This is a genomic window from Cupriavidus sp. C2SS-8b (genome assembly GCF_057073745.1).
Window position 1 is genome coordinate 1,979,474 of the sequence record NZ_CP172717.1, and the last position, 16,965, is coordinate 1,996,438.

Genomic DNA, 16,965 nt, shown 5'->3' on the forward strand with positions numbered 1-16,965 from the left:
TTTCGGGGGCAGTCAGCCCTCGCGCCACGACACGAAGGGCTTCGTTTGCGCTCGCAGGCGCACGGTGAAGCGCCAGCGAGACCCGTAGGCCCCGCCGTCGGATGCGGACCTACAGGTCCAGCACCAGCCGGCTGCCCTTGCAGCCGGACACGCAGACCATCATGGTCTTGTTGGACGCGCGTTCGCTGTTGCTGAGCACGCTGTCGCGGTGGTCGGGACAGCCTTCCAGCACGGCGGTCTCGCAAGACCCGCACACGCCTTCGCGGCAGCTGTGCTCGACATCGAGACCGGCATCGAGCAAGGCATCGAGCAGCGACTTGCCCGACGGCACCTTGACCAGCGAACCCGTGCGCGATAGCTGGACCACGTACTCGCCTTCCTGCACGGCCTCGGTCGACGGATCGGCGGCGAAGCGCTCGATATGGACGTTCGGATAGCCATGCGCCTCGCACGCGGCTTCGAACGCATTGAGCATCGGGCCAGGGCCGCAGCAGTAGAGATGCGTCTGCGCATCCTGCCCGGCCAGCATCTCCTTCAGGTCCGGCGGTGCGCCCGCTTCATCGTCGAAGTGGAAACGGACCGCGTCGCCATAGGCCGACAGCGACTCGATGAAGGCCGCCTCGGCACGCGTGCGCGCGCAGTACACCAGCGTGAACGGACGGCCCAGTTCGGCCAGCCGGCGCGCCATGCAGACGATCGGCGTGACGCCGATGCCGCCGGCCACCAGCACCGTATGCGCGGCGCTTTCATCGAGTTCGAAGTTGTTGCGCGGCGCGCCGATGGTCAGCGTCGCACCCACGCGCAGCTGCTCGTGCACAAAGCGCGAACCGCCACGGCTGTTGCGATCGAGCAGCACGCCTACGGTGTAGCGGTCACGCACTTCCGGCGCGCCGCACAGCGAGTAGCTGCGCACCAGGCCGTTGCCGAGGTGCAGGTCGATATGGGCGCCCGGACCGTATTCGGGCAACGCGGCTCCGTCGGGATCTTGCAGCTCGAGGCTGACAATGCCGCGCGCTTCATAGCGCATGGCCTGGACTCGCATCGTCAGGGTCTTGTGGGCACTCATGTCTCTTCCTTCGTATCTCTAACGTTCGCGCTCAGCGCTTCTCGGTCAGGAACTTGCCTGCCGGGCCGCCGGCGTTCTTCTGGCGGCGCGTGTTGCCGTCGATGCCGCCTTCAATCGCCCACTCGGCGAACATGGTCGGGCCGGGCTCGAACGCACGCGGTTCCCAGTGTTCGTCGAGCTGGTCTTCATCGGCGTAGTACTCGATCAGGCCGCCGGCCGGATTCTTGAAGTACCAGAAGTAGGCCGACGAGATCGGGTGGCGGCCCGGGCCGAGCTGCGTGTCCCAGCCCTTGCGCGACATGTGCATGCCGCCGCCAAAGACTTCGTGCAGGTCGCGCACGGTGAACGCCACGTGGTTGATGCCGGCCTTCGGTTCCGGCAGTTGCAGCAGGAACAGGTCGTGGTGGCCGCCCTCGGCCGCGCAGCGCAGGAAGGCGCCGCGGTCCGGGTAGCGGTCGGACGGCACGAAACCGAACTTCTCGACGTAGAAGCGCTCGGTGGCCTTCACGTCCTTGACGAAGAACACGACATGGCCCACTTCGATGGGGATGGCGCGTTCGTAGATCGGGCTGCGCTGGTTCAGGCGCGGCTTGTCGTTCCACGTGTTCATCAGCGCGCATTCGACCTGCACATCATGCTTGCGCGTGACTTGAAAGCGCACGGCGAGGCCGTTCGGATCGGTGCAGCCGATGCGTGCGCCGTTCTCCAGCGATACGAACGTCGGCTCGCTGCCGATGCGATCGCGGATGCCAGCCAGCGAAGCTTCGTTGTCCACGCCCCAGACCACTTCGCGCAGCGTCGGGCCGGCCTCGATGGCGGGCGGCAGCGTGGCGTCGTCGATGCGGCGCACCAGCACGCGGCAGCCGTTGAGCGTTTCGAAATCGAGGCCCTGCGCGTCGTCGCGCTTGATGGTCAGGCCCCAGTCGCCGAAAAAGCCGCGGCAGGCGTCAAAGTCATCCGCGCCGTAGACGATTTCGTCGATTCCCAATACCTTGATCATGGTTCTCTCCTGCGTGCCGGGCTCAGTTGGCCCACGGCAGCGGTTGTTCGTTCAGGCCCCAGTACACACTCTTCTGCTCCATGTACTGCAGGATGCCCAGCCTTCCCTTCTCGCGACCGAGGCCGCTGTCACGCCAGCCGCCGAACGGCGCGGAGATGGAAAACTGCTTGTAGGTGTTGATCCACACATTGCCGGCTTGCACGGCACGGGCCACGCGCCAGGCGCGTTTGTAGTCGCGCGTCCAGATGCCGGCCGCCAGCGCGTAGACGCTGTCGTTGGCCTGCTCGATCAGGTCGTCCTCGTCATCGAACGGGATGGCCACGAGCACCGGCCCGAAGATTTCTTCCTGGGCGATGCGGGCCTGGTTGTCCAGGCCTTCGATGATGGTCGGCGTGTAGAAGTAGCCGTTGGGCAGTCCGGCCACCTCCGGGCGCAGGCCGCCAGTGCGCAGCTGGCCGCCGTCCTGCACGCCCATGGCGACATAGGACTCGATCGAATCACGGTGGCGGTCGGTGATCAGCGGACCCATCTGGGTGCGTTCATCTGCCGGGTCGCCCACGCGCAGGTGCGCGGCACCGGCAGCCAGGCGCTCGATGAAGGGCTCGTACTGCGAGCGCGCCACGAACAGTCGCGAACCCGCGATGCACGATTCGCCCGACGAGCTGAAGATGCCGTACAGCACGCCGTTCACCGCGTGGTCCAGGTCGGCGTCATCGAACACCATGGTCGGCGACTTGCCACCCAGTTCGAGCGACACCGGCATCATCTTGTCGGCGGCGATATGCGCGATGTGCTTGCCGGTGGTGGTGCCGCCCGTGAACGACACGCGGCGCACCAGCGGATGCTTGGTGATGGCGTCGCCGATCACCGAGCCCTTGCCCGGCAGCACGCTGATCAGGCCCTTGGGCACGCCAGCTTCTTCGCAGATGCGCGCCAGTTCCAGCGCCATCAGCGGCGTCACTTCGGCGGGCTTGACCACCACGGCGTTGCCGGCGGCCAGCGCGGGCGCCATCTTCTGCGCTTCGCTGGCGATCGGCGAGTTCCACGGCGTGATCGCGGCCACCACGCCCATGGGCTCGTACACGCTCATGGTCAGGCAGTCACCGCGCTGCGGCGTGATCTGCTCTTCCAGCGTTTCGCAGGCGGCGGCGAAGAATTGGAACGTGCTCGCGGCGCTTGCGACCAGCGCGCGCGTTTCGCTGATGGGCTTGCCGTTGTCCAGGCGCTGGCACTGCGCGAGCGGCTCGGATTGCGCGCGGATCAGTTCGGCCACGCGGTACAGCACGGCGGCGCGCTCATGCGGCTTGCGGCGGGCCCAGCCGCTGGTCTCGAACGCGCGCTGCGCGCCCTGCACGGCTTCTTCGACATCCGCCAGGCTGGCGGCGTTGAGTTCGGCCACCACTTCACCGGTGGCCGGATAGCGCGTCGCGTAGCGGTCGCCGGTCCCCAGGCGCCATTCGCCTGCGATACAGATGGGGAGTACTTCTTGCGTCTTCATTGTCGTTGCCTGCTTGGTCTGTGGGGGCCGGCCGCTGCCTGCTAGATCGATACCGCGTGCGCCCGGTTGCCCAGTGCGCGCACCACGCTGAACACCGTCAGCGCCGAAGTCTTGGGATTGGCCGCGAGCGGCTTGCCGCGCATGGTCAGCTCGAAACCGCCGAACGCGCCGCGCGCTTCCACGTGGTGGACGTTCTCGACGGCGTTCGGGTCGGCCAGCAATCGCACCGAAGTCCGATCCAGCCCGAGGCCGGCCAACGATACCGTGGCCGCCACATTGGCGTTCTTCGGATACAGCCGCGCCGCGTCGCGCGCGGTGCCTTCGAAGATCACCGTGGTCTCTGTCAGCGCGTCGAGGTCGAACAGCTCGGCGGCCGGCGTGCCGGTCCAGGCGCGCGCCGGCTTGCGGCCGGTGTAGATGACCTCGTCGAGGCCGCCCACGCGGGCCGCGGCCAGCGCGTCGATCGCGCCGATCGCGCCGGACAGCAGTTGCACCTGCGTGTTGCCACGACGGGCTGCCGCTTCCAGCCGCTCGACCAGCCCCGGCTCCGACAGCGCGCCGACCGACACCACCATGCACGGGATGCCACGCTCCAGCGCCGGGATGATGTGCTCTTCGAGCGCCTGGTGGCCCGCGCACTCGACCAGCAGGTCGGGGCGCTGGCCGTCGAGGCACGTCGCCACGCGGACGTTGGGCGCCAGCGCCGACAGCGCGTCGCGGGCCTCGGCCATCTGGCCTTCCGGCACGATCACCACGTCGAACGCAACATCCGGATCCGCCTTCAGCAGTTCCAGCACGCCGCGGCCGATCGCGCCGCATCCCACCATGGACACATGCAGCATGGATATCTCCCTTCAGGCGGTCGTGGCGGGCGCGGCCATCGGCGCCTGCTTGTTCACCGGCGGGCCGGCGAACACGGTCTTGAAGCTGCCGATCGACAGCATGTCGATCTCCAGCATGAACGGACCTGCCTCGGCCGTCGCTTCCTGCAGCGCGGCGCCAACTTCGTCCAGGCTGCTGACGCGGCGATGGCGCAGCGACAGCGACTGGCACAGCTGCGCATAGTCGGGCGTATGCAGGTCGACATAGTGGCGGCGGCCGCCGTACTGCGCGTCCTGGATGTTCTTGATCACGCCATAGCCCTTGTCGTTCATCAGCACGATCACCATGTCGGCGCGCTCCTGCACGGCCGTGGCCAGTTCGCCCAAATTCAGGATGAAGCCGCCATCGCCAGCCAGCATGAAGGTCTTCTTGCCCGAAGCCGTTGCGGCCGCGCCCACCGCTGCGCCGATACCCATCGCGAGGCCCTGGCCGATACCGCCGCCCAGCGCATGCACGCCGGCACGCGAGTCGAAAATCTGCAGGTGACGGTTGCCCCAGGTGCTGTTCGACACGGTCACGTCGCGCACCCAGTTGAAGTTGCGGCCCACGGACTGCTGCAGTGCCTGCACCAGTGCCGAGTACGGGCCGAGGCCGTCGATCAGCGCGTTCACGGCGGTGTCGTGGGCGCGGCGCAGGTCACCGGCGAAGGCCGGATCGATCTGCATGCGGCCCTCCAGGCGATCGGCCAGTGCGTCCAGCGCCAGCGCGGAGTCGCCGCTGACAAAGTAGTCGCTCTGGTAGCAGCGGCCTTCGGAGGCCGGATCGGCATCGATGCGCAGCAGCGGACGCGGCAGCTTCAGTTCGTACTTCAGCGTTTCATTGCCGCGCAGGCGCGAGCCGACCACCAGCATCGCGTCGCAGCTTTGATAGAACTGCTCCACCGGCTTGTGCAGGTTGTACGCGCCGAGCGAACGCGGATCGTCTTCCGCGACAATGCCGCGGCCCTGCGTGCTGGTGACCACGCCGAAGCCGAGGTCGAGCAGGCGCTTGACCTGCTTGCTGGCGTGGCGTGCGCCGCCGCCGAGCCACAGCATCGGACGCTTGGCCCTGGCCAGGCGCTCGGCCAGTGCGTCGAGCGCGTGCGCCGAGGGCTGGTGCTGCGGCACCGGCAGCGGCTTGAGGTCGGCCGGCATGTCGATCAGCGCGGCCTGGATGTCGATGGGAATCTCCACGCTGACCGGGCCGGTCGGGGCCGTCAGCGCGGTCTGCACGGCCAGCTTGATCGTGCTGATCGCGGTGTCGGCGCTGCGCACGCGGAACGCGGCCTTCGACACGGCCTTCAGCATGGTGAGCTGGTCCGGGGCCTCGTGGATGTACGCGAGGCTCTGGTCCAGGTACGGGGTTTCGATCTGGCCGGTGATGTGCAGCATCGGCGTGCCAGCGGTCAGGGCTTCGACCATGGCGCCTGCGGCATTGCCGGCGGCGGTGCCGGTGCTGGTCAGGCACACGCCCAGGCCACCCGTGGTGCGGGCGCAGGCGTCGGCCATATTGGTGCCGCCCGCTTCGCCGCGTGCCGGCACGAAGCGGATGTTGCCGCGCTCGCCCATGGCGTCGAGGATCGGCATGTTGTGGATCGAGATCACGCCAAAGGCAGCCTTGACGCCGCACTGCTCGAGGAACGCCGTGATGGCGCAGCCGACGGTGACTTGCTGTTGTTCGTACTGTTGTTGATTAGGCATGACGGGAGTGTCCTCCGGAGATATCGATATGGCTGCCCGTGGTGTACGAAGACAACGGCGAGGCAAGGAACAGGATGGCGCGGGCTGCCTCGACAGGCAGGCCCAGGCGGCCGAGGGGAATATGTTTCTGCTGGGCCAGGCACGCGGTCCACGCGGCCCAGTCCAGGTGCTTGTCTTCTTCGGGGCGCGCATCGAAGCGGCGGCGCCACTGGCCGGATTCGACCAGCCCGATCAGGATGCCGTTGACGCGCACGCCCTTGGGCGCGAATTCGGTGGCCATCGAGCGCACCAGGTTCAGCACGCCGGCACGCGCGGCGGACGTGGCAACCATGTGCGGCTCGGGCTGCTGCGCGAGCAGCGAGTTGACGCAGACCACGGCGCCCTGCCCCGATTGTTCGAGCTGCGGCAGGAACGCGCGCGTCGGGTGAATCACGGAGAAGAACTTGAGCTGCAGCTCTTCCATCCACGCCGCATCTTCCGTGTTCGCGAAGGTCGAGACGCGGCCCTGGCCGGCGTTGTTGACCAGCATGTCGACGTTGCCGAGCGTGCCTTGCACGTTGGCGGCAAACGCTGCGACCTGTTCGGGCTTGAGCACGTCACAGGTGGCGGCATAGAGCCGGCAGCCGGGGAACGTCTCGCGCAGCTTCGCTTCGGCGCTGCGCAGGCGGCTTTCGTCGCGGCCGCAGATGGCCACGGCGGCGCCCGCTTCGAGCAGCAGTTCGACGGTCGCCAGCCCGATGCCGGAGGACCCGCCTGTGACGACGGCAACCTTGCCGTCGAGTTCAATCATGGACATTGTCCTCACTCCCGATACAGATTCACGACCTTGCCGCCTGTGCCTTTCGGCGACGGCCGGTAGTCCAGCAGGCGCGACAGCTCGCCCGCGGTTTCCCTGACTTTTTCCACCATCGAGTCCAGCTGCGCCGGATCGATGTGCGCGGCCGGGATGGTCGCGCCCAGCGCCGCCACCACCTTGCGGGTGCGGTCGCGCACCGGCGCCGCGATGGTGGAGATGCTCGATTCGAAGAAGCCCTCGTGCAGCACATAGCCGCGCTCGCGGTCGTGCTGCACCAGTTCGTACAGCGCTTCCACGCTGGCCGGCGTGCGCTCGGAGAACGCTTCGAGCCGAGGCTCCGGGTAGAGCGCGCGCAGCTCGTCGAGCGACAGGTCTTCGAGCAGCACGCGGCCCAGCACCGTGGCATGCGCGGGCAGCCGCGTGCCGACATTCACCGTGCTCGCGAACGGGCGCGGCGATACCGCCTTGGCCACGTACACGATCGAGCGGCCGTCGCGCACCACCAGGTTGGACGGATAACCGATCTCGTCGCGCAGGCGCTCCAGCAGCGGGCGGCCCAGTTCGGTCAGCTCCAGCGACGCCAGGTATTCGAAGCCCAGCCGCAGCACGGCCATGCCCAGGCGGAAGTCCCGGCCGCCCTCGGCGCGCTCGACAAAGCCGAGCATCTCGAGCGTGGTCAGCAGGCGGAACACCGTCGAGCGCGGCACCTGCAGGCGCCGCGCCAGCTCGGCCGCCGAGATCGCGCGGTCCTTGCTGTTGAACTCGCCGAGCAGGCGCAGGCCGCGCTCAAGGCCCGGGACGATGTACTTGTCCGGGAACTCGGCAGCGTTCTGCGTGGCGGCGGATTGCAGTGCGGTCATGGCCTGGGTACCTGTTGATGGCGCGGCGTGCGGGCGGGCGCGCGCATCAGCGCTTGATCTTCGACAGCGGGTGCTCGGGCGGGTACGTCGGCGTGATGGGCTTCTGGGCGCCCAGCATCACGCACATCAGCGCGTCTTCATCGCCGATGTTGATTTCCTCGCGGTACACGCCGGGCGGCACCGAGACCAGGTCGCGGTCGGTCAGGATGGTCTCGAAGCGCTCGCCGTCCTTTTCCAGGATCAGCTTGATCTTGCCGCGCATGACGAAGAACACCTCTTCCACGTCGGTGTGGATGTGCGACGGGCCTTCATGGCCGGCCGGGATGATCATGGTCGAGAACGTGAAGTGCTCCGACGGCACGGTGTTGGTGTCAGCGGCCACGCCGGTGCCACCGGTGCCGAGGTAGCGCATCTGCGCACGGCGGTACTTCGGGTCGTAGTCGGCCTGGAACTTCAGCGCGTCCCAGTCGTACTTGCGCGTGGAGAAGCGCGCCACGCGGCTTTCCATCCACTGGTCGAACGAAGCGTCTTCCGGTTGTTCCCACGAACGCTTGATGTTGGCTGGTTGAGACAGGTCGCTCATCTGGATTCCTTCGGTTTCAGTTGATCGGTGGATCAGTGGATCAGTGCATGACAAAGCCGCCATTGACCGCCAGCGTCTGGCCGGTCACGAAGCGGGCAAGATCGGACAGCGCGAACAGCACCGCGCCGCAGACATCGTCGGGCAATTGCTCGCGCTGGATGGCGCGCTGCTCGCGATACAGGTCGTGCCGGTGCTGGGGCACGTATTCGGTGGCTTCCACCAGCGTCAGGCCCGGCGCCACCGCGTTGACGGTGATCTGGTCGCGGCCCAGTTCGCGTGCCAGCGAGCGGGTCATGCCGATGATCGCGCTCTTGCTCGCCACGTAGGCCAGCAGGTTGGGCGCGCCCCACAGCGGCGTGTCGGAGGCCAGGTTGATGACCGCGCCGCGGCCGCTGGCCTTCAGCGCCGGCAGGCAGGCGGTGGTCATCAGCCAGGTGCCGCGCACGTTGACGTTCATCACGCGGTCCCAGGTGGCGATGTCGATGGCGCTGGCGTCACGGCCGCCGGAATCCGTCACGGCGGCGTTGTTGACCAGGCCGTCCAGACCGCCCAGGCCCTGGATCGCGGCGTCGGCGCAAGCCTGGATCGATGCCGGGTCGGACAGGTCGACCGGCACCGCCACCACCTTGAAGCCACGTGCGCGCAGCGCTTCGGCTTCCTGCTGCAGGCGTTCGGCCAGGATGTCGGCCATGGCGACCGTGGCACCGGCTTCGGCCAGCGACTTGACGAAGGCCAGGCCCAGTCCGCGCGCCGCGCCGGTGACCAGCACCTTGCGCCCGGCCAGCAGCTTGCTGTTCTGCGTATCAGCCATGGCTGGCCACCCCCGCGGGTTTCAGCATGGCGACCGGCTCGTCGGCGATTTCCTGGTCGGCGCGGCGCTTCAGCAGACGGCGCACACGCGTAATGCCGGCATCGTGCTGGTACAGCATTTCATGGTCGCGCGCCTGCGGCGCCATCGATTCGAGCACCACGCGATCCTGCTCGAGCACGTCCCAGTGCAGCTGCTCCAGGCGGTTGCGGTACAGGAAGCGCCAGACATCGCGCTGCCAGCCCTGCACGTGGCGGGTGCGCCAGAAGAACACCATGCAGTGGTCTTCGTCGACCGGCGTGGCCATGCCGACGATGCCGAACGGGCCGCCGGGGCCGACCTTGTCGCGGTACGGAATGGCCAGGCGCAGCCACAGCGTGCCGGTCTCGCCGAATTCGACCCAGTCGAAGTTGACGCCGCGCTGGCCGACCTTCTCGAAGATCAGGCCGTGGTCGGTTTCGCGGATCTGCATCGTGGCCGACTTCTCGCCGCAGGCCATCGAGTGCGACACGGCGTGCAGGTAGGCGCCGTGCATCGGGTCCATGACGTTGTCGATGGCGTAGCGGTAGTTGCAGTCCCAGTGCGCCACGCACAGGAAGTTGCTGTGTTCGTCGCTGACCAGCTCTTCGGGCAGGCGCAGCACGTCGGGGCTGCCCTCGCCCTCTTGCGGGGCGTGGTCGCCGAACCACAGGAAGATCGCGCCGGCCTGTTCCTGCACCGGGTAGCTGCGCACGCAGGTGCGGCCTTCCAGCGGGCAGCTGTCCACGGCCGGCACGCTCTTGACCTGGCCGTCGCCGCCGACTTCAACGCCGTGGTACCAGCAGGCGACGCGGTCGCCCAGGTTCCAGCCCATCGACAGGCGGGCGCCACGGTGCGGGCAGCGGTCTTCCAGCGCGTGGACCTGGCCGGCGTTGTCGCGCCACAGCACGATGTTCTGGCTCAGGCGGGTGATACCGATAGGGGCATGCGTCACCGCCCACGAGGCGGTGACCGGGTACCAGTAGTTGCGCAGGCCGCTGTTCAGGCGGGCTTCGGCGCGGGCTTGCTTGTTCGATTCCATCTTTGTCTCTCGGGCTCTGGGCTTGTCGGTCGGGCTGGCGGCGCTCAGGCGCCCAGCCGGCGCATTTCGGCCAGGAAGCGCTCTTCGGTCCAGGCCTGTCCGTCCAGGCACAGGAAGCTGGTGGCATTGAAGGCGCGCACGATGTCGGCGGGCGATTGCGCGCCGCCTTCGAACGCGGCTTCCAGCGCGTCGCCCAGTGCGTTCTCGTAGGCCGAAGGCGCGTCGGCGCGGGTCTGCCAGACGATGTTGGCCACCTTGCCCGGCTGCTCGATGCGGCCCTTGCCCGCGACGTTGTTCGGGGCCGGACGCTCCCAGGGGACCAGGTTGGGGTTGTACGAGAGGCTATCCATTGCGCTTTGCTCCATTTCTGCCTGCATGGGACCGGTTTCATCACACTGCGGCCTGTTTCAGGTCGCTCTGCGTTTTGTTTTACTAATGAAACACTGGTTTAGATATTGAACACAGGTACGACTATAGACAACGATTGTTCAAAAAAAGACTGGGGTTAACCCGCGAAATGCGGAAAGTGCTGCCGGGGCGTCGCCCCGGTCAGGGAAGGGGCTAGCGGACAGCCGCTGGCAGCGCGCCGCGAATAAGGCAGGCTGTGGCGGAAGCCTGGTCGATGTAGCAGGCGTGGCCGGCATCGGGCACCGGCGCGAATGGCAGACTGAAGCGCTCCGCCAGCATGCCGCAGGCCACCGGCGTAGTGACGATGTCCCGGCTGCCGCAGCCAATCTGCACGGGCACGGATGTCGGACGCTTTGCCAGGTAGGCATCGATATCGTCCCCGCACAGCATGGCCACCGCCTGGCGATAGCCATCCGGACGCAGGCGCCGCATGTTCCATCGCACCCAGGCTTGCGCGCCGTCGTCGGCGGATTCGCTCAGCAGCCGCGCGGGTCCTCGCTCGGCTAGACCTTCCACGCCCAGCGACGCGAGCGCATCCAGCCGCTGCCGCGCCACTTCGCGCGCCTTGTCTTCCTTGCCCGGCCCGCCGTAGCCCTGCGCCACGCTCAGCAGCAGCAATTGCGCGGGCAGCCCGCCATCATCCGCGCCGGCCACATAGGCCGCCGCCATCAACGCGCCTAGCGAATGGCCAACGATCAGGTCGGGGCGCACGTTCAGCGCCCGCAGCCATTCCCGCAGGCGCGCCGCATAGTCCGACGCCTTCGGCGCCGACTGCGCCAGCGGTGACGAATCGCCATAGCCCGGGGCATCCCATGCGAACACGCGCGCGTGCGCGGCCAGCAGGCTGGCGCACGGCAGCCATGAGGCCGCCCCGGAACTGATGCCGTGCAGCAGCACGATCACCGGCCCCGCGCTACCGCCGCTCCGATAGGCGACCTGCGCGCCATCACCGACCTGCGCGACGCGCTCCGCAAACCCGCTGTCTAGCGCGTCCAGCATGCCCTGGACCTCGGAGCACGAATCTTCATAGTCATTTTGTTCCATATATAAAACCAACGTTTGCAAATGAAACCTTATGACTATAGAAGCTGGTCTGCCGCATGAGGATCAGGGTTAACGACAGGTCTTTGATCCGACCAATATGGCGGAGCCGGTCCGATGCATGCGTTGCGACTGAAGTTTCGCAAGCGGTTAATGGCGGGCCCGGCCTGCAAAGGCTTGACTGGCGTGCCTTGCTGGTCCGCATGCAGTCGCTGTTGTCGGAAGCCGATCGACATCCCGGCCGTCATCCAGCCCACGCGCGACCACGCGCTCGTGTGCCGTCTTCGGCCTGGCGGTCGCGTCGCACAAAGGCCTCTTAGGGATAACCCTCCTCACTACCACGAAAAAGCCCGGCTATATTTCGTTCAACGTTTCTTAGGTTGTTTGATGTTTTATATATGAAACGTTAAAGCGGCTGAAAACGCATTTTTTAGAGATTTGCAGCATCCGGCCCCAGGACAGACGAGCCAGAACGATTAGAAGACGGAACAAGGAAGGAAACGGTAGATGAAACTTGCACGAATCGCTGCAGCAGGCCTGCTCGCAGCCTCCCCCCTGCTGGCCTCGGCGCAGTCGGTCACGCTGTATGGCGTGGTCGATACCGGCGTCGAGTATGTCAACAATGTCGGCGCCAATGGCTATGGCCTGACGCGCGTGCCCAACAACACCGCGACCGTCCCCTCGCGGTGGGGCCTGCGTGGCAGCGAGGATCTCGGCGGCGGCCTGAAGAGCCTCTTCGTGCTGGAGTCGGGCTTCGCGCCCGACACGGGCAGTAGTAACCAGGGCGGCCGCCTGTTCGGCCGCCAGGCGCTGGTGGGCCTGTCGAACCAGTATGGCCAGCTTTCGTTCGGCCGCCAGTACACCATGCTGTTCTGGGCCACGCTCGACAGCGATATCCTGGGCCCCAACGTCTACGGCTCGGGTTCGCTGGACAGCTACCTGCCCAACACGCGCGCCGATAACTCGGTCTCGTACAAGGGCACCTTCGGCGGCGTGACGGTTGGCGCGACGTACAGCTTCGGCCGTGACGCAGTCAATGCCGGCCCGAGCCCGGGCGGCACCAACTGCGCCGGCGAAAACGCGGCCGACAAGAAGGCCTGCCGCGAGTGGTCCGCCATGATCCAGTACGCGACCAACTGGTGGGGCGTGCATACCGCGTATGACTCGCAGCGCGGCGGCCCGGGCGCGTTCGCCGGCCTGACCAACAGCAACCTGACCGACGACCGCCTGTCGGTGGGCGGCTACATGATCCTGGCGCGCACCAAGCTCGGCGCCGGCTGGCTGCGCCGCGACAACGAAGGCAGCGCGACCCGCATCAGCGACCTGTACTACGCCGGCGCGTCCTACGACATCACGCCCGCGGTCAACCTGGCCGGCCAGGTCTACTACCTGAACTACCACGGCAGCGACAACAAGGCCTGGCTGTACGCGGTGCGCGGCACGTATTCGTTCAGCAAGCGCACCTCGGTGTATGCGACCGCCGGCTTTATCGACAACGGCGGCCAGCTGGCCGCGTCGGTCAGCGGCGGCTCGCCGGGCTCCAACCCGAAGCCGGGCGCCAACCAGTTCGGCACCATGCTGGGCATCAAGCACATCTTCTAAGCACCGCGTTGGCACGACACAGTCCGTGCGGCGACCGCGCTGGCCCCTGCGCCAGCACGCCGCGCGGCTGACCTGAAGCACTCACTTGCCATCGTCCGCGCGCATGCCCGATGCGCCGGACCCCAGTTTCCAGAGGTCCACCATGAAGTCTGCACGCCGCAAAGTCATTGCCACCGCCATCGCCGCCGGCACCGCCGCCCTGTTCGCCAGCGGCACCGCCCTGGCGCAGGGCGCCTATCCCAACAAGCCGGTCACCATCGTGGTCGCCTACCCGGCCGGCGGCGACGTCGACGTGCTGGCCCGCCTGTTCGCCGAGAAGCTGGCGCCGCGGCTGAAGCAATCGGTGGTGGTCGAGAACCGCACCGGCGCAGCCGGCACCATCGGCAGCGCCTACGTGTCGCGCGCCAACCCGGACGGCTACACGCTGCTGCTGGCGCCAAACACGGTTGCCATCGCGCCGCTGGTGCTGAAGCCTGGCACCGGCGCCAGCTACGACGTGCAGCGCGATTTCACGCCGATCTCGCAGATCGGCACGCAGTCGCTGTTCGTGGTGGTGAACAAGGGCACCGGCATCACCAAGGTCAGCGACCTGGTCGCGCGGGTCAAGGCAGGCAAGGTGGAAACCTATGCCACGCCGGGCAATGGCTCGCCGATGCACATCATGGGCGAGCTGTTCAACAAGTCCGCCGGCGTGAAGATCAACCAGGTGCCGTACCGCGGCCTGGCGCCGGCCATCGTCGACGTGCTCGGCGGGCAGGTGCCGGTGACCTTCGTCACCTATGGCGCGGTGGCCCAGTATGTCGGCAACGGCACCCTGGTCCCGATCGGGGTGGCCGACCAGAAGCGTTCGCCGTTCGCCCCCAATGTCCCGACGCTGGCCGAGCAGGGCTACAAGGACGTGGAGATCGGCGCCTGGCAGGCGCTGCTGGGGCCGAAGGGCATGTCGCCGGAACTCGTGCGCACGCTCAACGGGCACGTCAACGAGATCCTGAAGATGCCCGACGTGGTGGCGCGCATGGCCACCATCGCCGTCACCCCGAAGGGCGGCGAGCCTGCGGTGCTGCAGCAGTTGCTGACCGCCGACACGGCGCGCTATACGAAGATCGTCAAGGAATTCAATATCCAGGCCGACTGACACGCACCGCGATCGCGCGGAGAAAATCGAAGGGCCCGGTTCCTCGCGGAACCGGGCCCTTCTTGCTGGTACAGACCGATGGTCAGTTGACCTGCCGCCCCATGCCCTCCCAGTACGGCTCGCGCAGCTTGCGGCGCAGCAGCTTGCCCGACGGATTGCGCGGCAAGGCTTCGACGAAGTCGATGCTCTTCGGCACCTTGAATCCGGCCAGTCGCTGCCGGGTCCAGCTGATGATGCTGTCGAGGTCAGCGCCCTGCCCCGGCTTGAGCACGATGATGGCCTTGACCGCCTCGCCCCACTTCTCGTCTGGCACGCCGATCACGGCCACGTCCGCCACGATCGGGTGGCCATAGATGGCACTCTCCACCTCGGCGGGATATACGTTCTCGCCACCGCTGATGATCATGTCCTTCACGCGGTCGTGGATGTAGAGATAGCCCTCGGCGTCGAGGTAGCCGGCATCGCCGGTGCGCAGCCAGCCATCGGCATCGATCGTGCGTGCGGTTTCCTCGGGCTGCTTCCAGTAGCCTGACATATTGTGCGCAGAGCGGATCACCACCTCTCCCACTTCGCCCGGCGCCAGTTCGCGCCCTTCGTAGTCCACCACCTTGAGTTCCACGCCGGGCAGCGGCTTGCCGGCCGCACGCATGCGCGGCACCTGCTCCGTGGTGTGGTCTTCCGGCGGCAGCGCCACGATCGTGCCCGTGGTTTCGGTCATGCCGTACTGCTGCACGAAGCCGCAGCCGAAGACCTCGATGCCCTCGCGCAGCAGCGCCGCCGGAATCGGCGCCGCGCCGTACAGCAGGTACTTCAGGCGCGAATAGTCCACCGCGCGCGCACGCGGGTCGCGCAGCACGATCTGCATCGCGGCCGGCACCATGAACAGCTTGCTGATGCGCTCGCGCTCGATGAAGTCGAGCACCGCGCGCGGATCGAACTCCCGCGCCACCACGCCCTTGGCGCCGGACAGCAGGTTGCGCAGCCCCCAGCCCGAGCCGCCGATATGCGCAACAGGCATGGCTACCAGCGAGATATCGTCCGCGGTCCAGTGCGACCAGGGAATCGATTCGCGCTCGCTGACCTCGGTGCCGATGGTCAGGTTGCGGTGGGTCAGCATGGCGCCCTTGGGCCGCCCGGTCGTGCCCGAGGTATAGAGCTGCAGCACGACGTCATGGGCGTCGGGCTGGTGGTCCGGCAGCGTGGCGGGCTGCGCGTCGCGCCAGTCCGCATAGACCGGCCAGTCCTGGTTGCCGCCGGCCTCCATCGCGACCACCTGCCGCACCGTCGGCAGCGCCGGCAGCAAACCCTGCACCATCGCCGCGGATTCTGGCCCGACCAGCAGCAGCACGGCGTCGCAGTGGCCGATGATGAATTCCACCTCGGGCGGCGCCAGGCGCCAGCTTGCCGGCGTCATGATCGCGCCCATCTTGGCGGCGCCAAGCCAGGCTTCGAAGTAGTGGTCGCAATTCTTGCCGACGTAGCCGATATGGTCGCCGGCTCGCACGCCGGCGGCGAGCAGCGCCTGCGCGACGCGGCTGGTGTTGCGTTCGAAATCGGCATAGGTGGTCTGCCGGCCTTCGAACGAGTAGGCCACGGCGTCGGGCCTGAGGCCCGCAAAGTGGCGCACGGCCTGAGGCAGCGTGGCCAGATAGCTGAAATCCATCGACGTCTCCCTCTTCTCTTGTAAGAACGGCCCGGCCAGGCCGGGCCGCAGCATTCCCCTGCGGAATCGGTATGGCCGGATCAGCGCGGTGCCATGCGGATGGCGCCGTCCAGGCGCACGGACTCGCCGTTGAAATAGCCATTGCGGCACATCTCGACGGCGAGCGAGGCAAACTCTTCCGGCTGGCCCAGGCGCTTGGGGAACGGCACGGAAGCGCCCAGCGCGGCCTTGACGTTCTCGGGCGCGCCTTGCAGCAGCGGCGTATTGAAGATGCCCGGCAGGATGGTGTTGACGCGGATGCCTTCACCGGACAGATCGCGCGCGATCGGCAGCGTCATCCCGACCACGCCGGCCTTCGACGCTGAATAGGAAGCCTGGCCGATCTGGCCGTCCTGCGCCGCCACCGATGCCGTGCTGATGATCACGCCGCGATCGCCGCTGGCGGTGTGGTCCAGCGTCAGCATGCCGGCGGCCGAGCGCGCGATGCAGCGGAAGGTGCCGATCAGGTTGATCTGAACGATGCGTTCGAACGCATCGGTCGGGAAGAACTTGATCTGCGACGGGTCTTCCTTCGAGCGCGACGCGGTCTTGATTGCATTGCCGGTGCCGGCGCAATTGACCAGGATGCGTTCCTGGCCGATGGCGGCGCGCGCCTTGGCGAAGCCGGCCTCGACCTCGGCTTCCGAGGTCACGTTGACCTGGCAGAACACGCCGCCCAGTTCACGCGCCAGCGCTTCGCCCTTTTCGACATTGAGGTCGAACAGCGCCACGCGCACGCCCTGCGCCGCCAGCGCACGGGCCGTCGCCGCGCCCAGGCCCGACGCGCCGCCGGTCACGATGGCCGATACCGATGCATTGAGTTCCATTACCGTGTTCCTTCCGTC

The 16,965-nt window shown here is 67.3% G+C and carries 16 protein-coding genes; 2 read left to right on the top strand and 14 right to left on the bottom strand.

Annotation, left to right across the window (positions count from 1 at the left end; genetic code table 11):
• Positions 1 to 109: 109 nt before the first annotated feature.
• The 12 genes from ACIGJB_RS25965 to ACIGJB_RS26020 form a co-directional block, all read right to left on the bottom strand.
• A complete protein-coding gene (locus ACIGJB_RS25965; protein ID WP_483732845.1) occupies positions 110 to 1,066 on the bottom strand; it encodes a PDR/VanB family oxidoreductase in 957 nt (318 codons plus the stop codon).
• Between the two features lie 31 nt (positions 1,067 to 1,097).
• On the bottom strand, positions 1,098 to 2,066 hold the full coding sequence (locus ACIGJB_RS25970; RefSeq protein WP_483732846.1) for a VOC family protein: 969 nt from the start codon (positions 2,064 to 2,066) through the stop codon (positions 1,098 to 1,100).
• Between the two features lie 22 nt (positions 2,067 to 2,088).
• The gene (locus ACIGJB_RS25975) at positions 2,089 to 3,564 is read right to left on the bottom strand and encodes an aldehyde dehydrogenase (protein WP_483732847.1); all 1,476 of its coding nucleotides are present in this window, start codon (positions 3,562 to 3,564) and stop codon (positions 2,089 to 2,091) included.
• Between the two features lie 41 nt (positions 3,565 to 3,605).
• Positions 3,606 to 4,406, bottom strand: a complete 801-nt coding sequence (locus tag ACIGJB_RS25980; RefSeq protein ID WP_483732848.1) for an aspartate dehydrogenase — start codon at positions 4,404 to 4,406, stop codon at positions 3,606 to 3,608.
• A 12-nt stretch (positions 4,407 to 4,418) separates the two neighbouring features.
• Positions 4,419 to 6,125, bottom strand: a complete 1,707-nt coding sequence (locus ACIGJB_RS25985) for a thiamine pyrophosphate-binding protein (protein WP_483732849.1) — start codon at positions 6,123 to 6,125, stop codon at positions 4,419 to 4,421.
• Positions 6,118 to 6,921, bottom strand: a complete 804-nt coding sequence (locus tag ACIGJB_RS25990) for an SDR family oxidoreductase (protein ID WP_483732850.1) — start codon at positions 6,919 to 6,921, stop codon at positions 6,118 to 6,120. The genes ACIGJB_RS25985 and ACIGJB_RS25990 overlap by 8 nt, the downstream gene beginning before the upstream one ends.
• Positions 6,922 to 6,926: 5 nt before the next feature.
• Positions 6,927 to 7,781, bottom strand: a complete 855-nt coding sequence (locus tag ACIGJB_RS25995) for an IclR family transcriptional regulator (RefSeq protein ID WP_483732851.1) — start codon at positions 7,779 to 7,781, stop codon at positions 6,927 to 6,929.
• A gap of 46 nt (positions 7,782 to 7,827) precedes the next feature.
• Complete coding sequence (locus ACIGJB_RS26000; protein WP_483732852.1) at positions 7,828 to 8,364, bottom strand: cupin domain-containing protein; 537 nt, start codon at positions 8,362 to 8,364, stop codon at positions 7,828 to 7,830.
• Positions 8,365 to 8,404: 40 nt separating this feature from the next.
• Positions 8,405 to 9,175 carry an SDR family oxidoreductase gene (locus tag ACIGJB_RS26005; protein ID WP_483732853.1) on the bottom strand — a complete coding sequence of 257 codons (771 nt, stop codon included), beginning with the start codon at positions 9,173 to 9,175 and terminating at the stop codon, positions 8,405 to 8,407.
• A complete protein-coding gene (locus ACIGJB_RS26010; protein ID WP_483732854.1) occupies positions 9,168 to 10,232 on the bottom strand; it encodes an aromatic ring-hydroxylating dioxygenase subunit alpha in 1,065 nt (354 codons plus the stop codon). The genes ACIGJB_RS26005 and ACIGJB_RS26010 overlap by 8 nt, the downstream gene beginning before the upstream one ends.
• A 44-nt stretch (positions 10,233 to 10,276) precedes the next feature.
• Positions 10,277 to 10,582, bottom strand: a complete 306-nt coding sequence (locus ACIGJB_RS26015; protein ID WP_483732855.1) for a recombinase-like helix-turn-helix domain-containing protein — start codon at positions 10,580 to 10,582, stop codon at positions 10,277 to 10,279.
• A gap of 211 nt (positions 10,583 to 10,793) precedes the next feature.
• The gene (locus tag ACIGJB_RS26020; RefSeq protein WP_483732856.1) at positions 10,794 to 11,684 is read right to left on the bottom strand and encodes an alpha/beta fold hydrolase; all 891 of its coding nucleotides are present in this window, start codon (positions 11,682 to 11,684) and stop codon (positions 10,794 to 10,796) included.
• Positions 11,685 to 12,188: 504 nt separating this feature from the next.
• Between ACIGJB_RS26020 and ACIGJB_RS26025 the strand changes: the two genes are divergently transcribed.
• Positions 12,189 to 13,283: a porin gene (locus ACIGJB_RS26025; RefSeq protein ID WP_483732857.1), complete on the top strand. Its 1,095-nt coding sequence runs from the start codon at positions 12,189 to 12,191 to the stop codon at positions 13,281 to 13,283.
• Positions 13,284 to 13,425: 142 nt separating this feature from the next.
• Positions 13,426 to 14,418, top strand: coding sequence for a Bug family tripartite tricarboxylate transporter substrate binding protein (locus tag ACIGJB_RS26030; protein WP_483732858.1), 993 nt, complete (start codon positions 13,426 to 13,428; stop codon positions 14,416 to 14,418).
• An 82-nt stretch (positions 14,419 to 14,500) separates the two neighbouring features.
• Here the strand turns inward: ACIGJB_RS26030 and ACIGJB_RS26035 are convergent, their stop codons facing one another.
• Together ACIGJB_RS26035 and ACIGJB_RS26040 are read right to left on the bottom strand one after the other, a co-directional pair.
• Positions 14,501 to 16,081 carry a fatty acid--CoA ligase gene (locus ACIGJB_RS26035; RefSeq protein WP_483732859.1) on the bottom strand — a complete coding sequence of 527 codons (1,581 nt, stop codon included), beginning with the start codon at positions 16,079 to 16,081 and terminating at the stop codon, positions 14,501 to 14,503.
• A gap of 80 nt (positions 16,082 to 16,161) precedes the next feature.
• Positions 16,162 to 16,947, bottom strand: coding sequence for an SDR family NAD(P)-dependent oxidoreductase (locus tag ACIGJB_RS26040; RefSeq protein ID WP_483732860.1), 786 nt, complete (start codon positions 16,945 to 16,947; stop codon positions 16,162 to 16,164).
• Positions 16,948 to 16,965: the final 18 nt, after the last annotated feature.

What these genes read in the sequence shown, in the direction of transcription:
- ACIGJB_RS25965 (WP_483732845.1), bottom strand. Translation starts at nt 1,066, where the DNA reads ATGAGTGCCCACAAGACCCTGACGATGCGAGTCCAGGCCATGCGCTAT.
- ACIGJB_RS26035 (WP_483732859.1), bottom strand. Translation starts at nt 16,081, where the DNA reads ATGGATTTCAGCTATCTGGCCACGCTGCCTCAGGCCGTGCGCCACTTT.
- ACIGJB_RS25995 (WP_483732851.1), bottom strand. Translation starts at nt 7,781, where the DNA reads ATGACCGCACTGCAATCCGCCGCCACGCAGAACGCTGCCGAGTTCCCG.
- ACIGJB_RS25980 (WP_483732848.1), bottom strand. Translation starts at nt 4,406, where the DNA reads ATGCTGCATGTGTCCATGGTGGGATGCGGCGCGATCGGCCGCGGCGTG.
- ACIGJB_RS26025 (WP_483732857.1), top strand. Translation starts at nt 12,189, where the DNA reads ATGAAACTTGCACGAATCGCTGCAGCAGGCCTGCTCGCAGCCTCCCCC.
- ACIGJB_RS25975 (WP_483732847.1), bottom strand. Translation starts at nt 3,564, where the DNA reads ATGAAGACGCAAGAAGTACTCCCCATCTGTATCGCAGGCGAATGGCGC.
- ACIGJB_RS25990 (WP_483732850.1), bottom strand. Translation starts at nt 6,921, where the DNA reads ATGTCCATGATTGAACTCGACGGCAAGGTTGCCGTCGTCACAGGCGGG.
- ACIGJB_RS26010 (WP_483732854.1), bottom strand. Translation starts at nt 10,232, where the DNA reads ATGGAATCGAACAAGCAAGCCCGCGCCGAAGCCCGCCTGAACAGCGGC.
- ACIGJB_RS26020 (WP_483732856.1), bottom strand. Translation starts at nt 11,684, where the DNA reads ATGGAACAAAATGACTATGAAGATTCGTGCTCCGAGGTCCAGGGCATG.
- ACIGJB_RS25970 (WP_483732846.1), bottom strand. Translation starts at nt 2,066, where the DNA reads ATGATCAAGGTATTGGGAATCGACGAAATCGTCTACGGCGCGGATGAC.
- ACIGJB_RS26005 (WP_483732853.1), bottom strand. Translation starts at nt 9,175, where the DNA reads ATGGCTGATACGCAGAACAGCAAGCTGCTGGCCGGGCGCAAGGTGCTG.
- ACIGJB_RS26000 (WP_483732852.1), bottom strand. Translation starts at nt 8,364, where the DNA reads ATGAGCGACCTGTCTCAACCAGCCAACATCAAGCGTTCGTGGGAACAA.
- ACIGJB_RS26030 (WP_483732858.1), top strand. Translation starts at nt 13,426, where the DNA reads ATGAAGTCTGCACGCCGCAAAGTCATTGCCACCGCCATCGCCGCCGGC.
- ACIGJB_RS25985 (WP_483732849.1), bottom strand. Translation starts at nt 6,125, where the DNA reads ATGCCTAATCAACAACAGTACGAACAACAGCAAGTCACCGTCGGCTGC.
- ACIGJB_RS26040 (WP_483732860.1), bottom strand. Translation starts at nt 16,947, where the DNA reads ATGGAACTCAATGCATCGGTATCGGCCATCGTGACCGGCGGCGCGTCG.
- ACIGJB_RS26015 (WP_483732855.1), bottom strand. Translation starts at nt 10,582, where the DNA reads ATGGATAGCCTCTCGTACAACCCCAACCTGGTCCCCTGGGAGCGTCCG.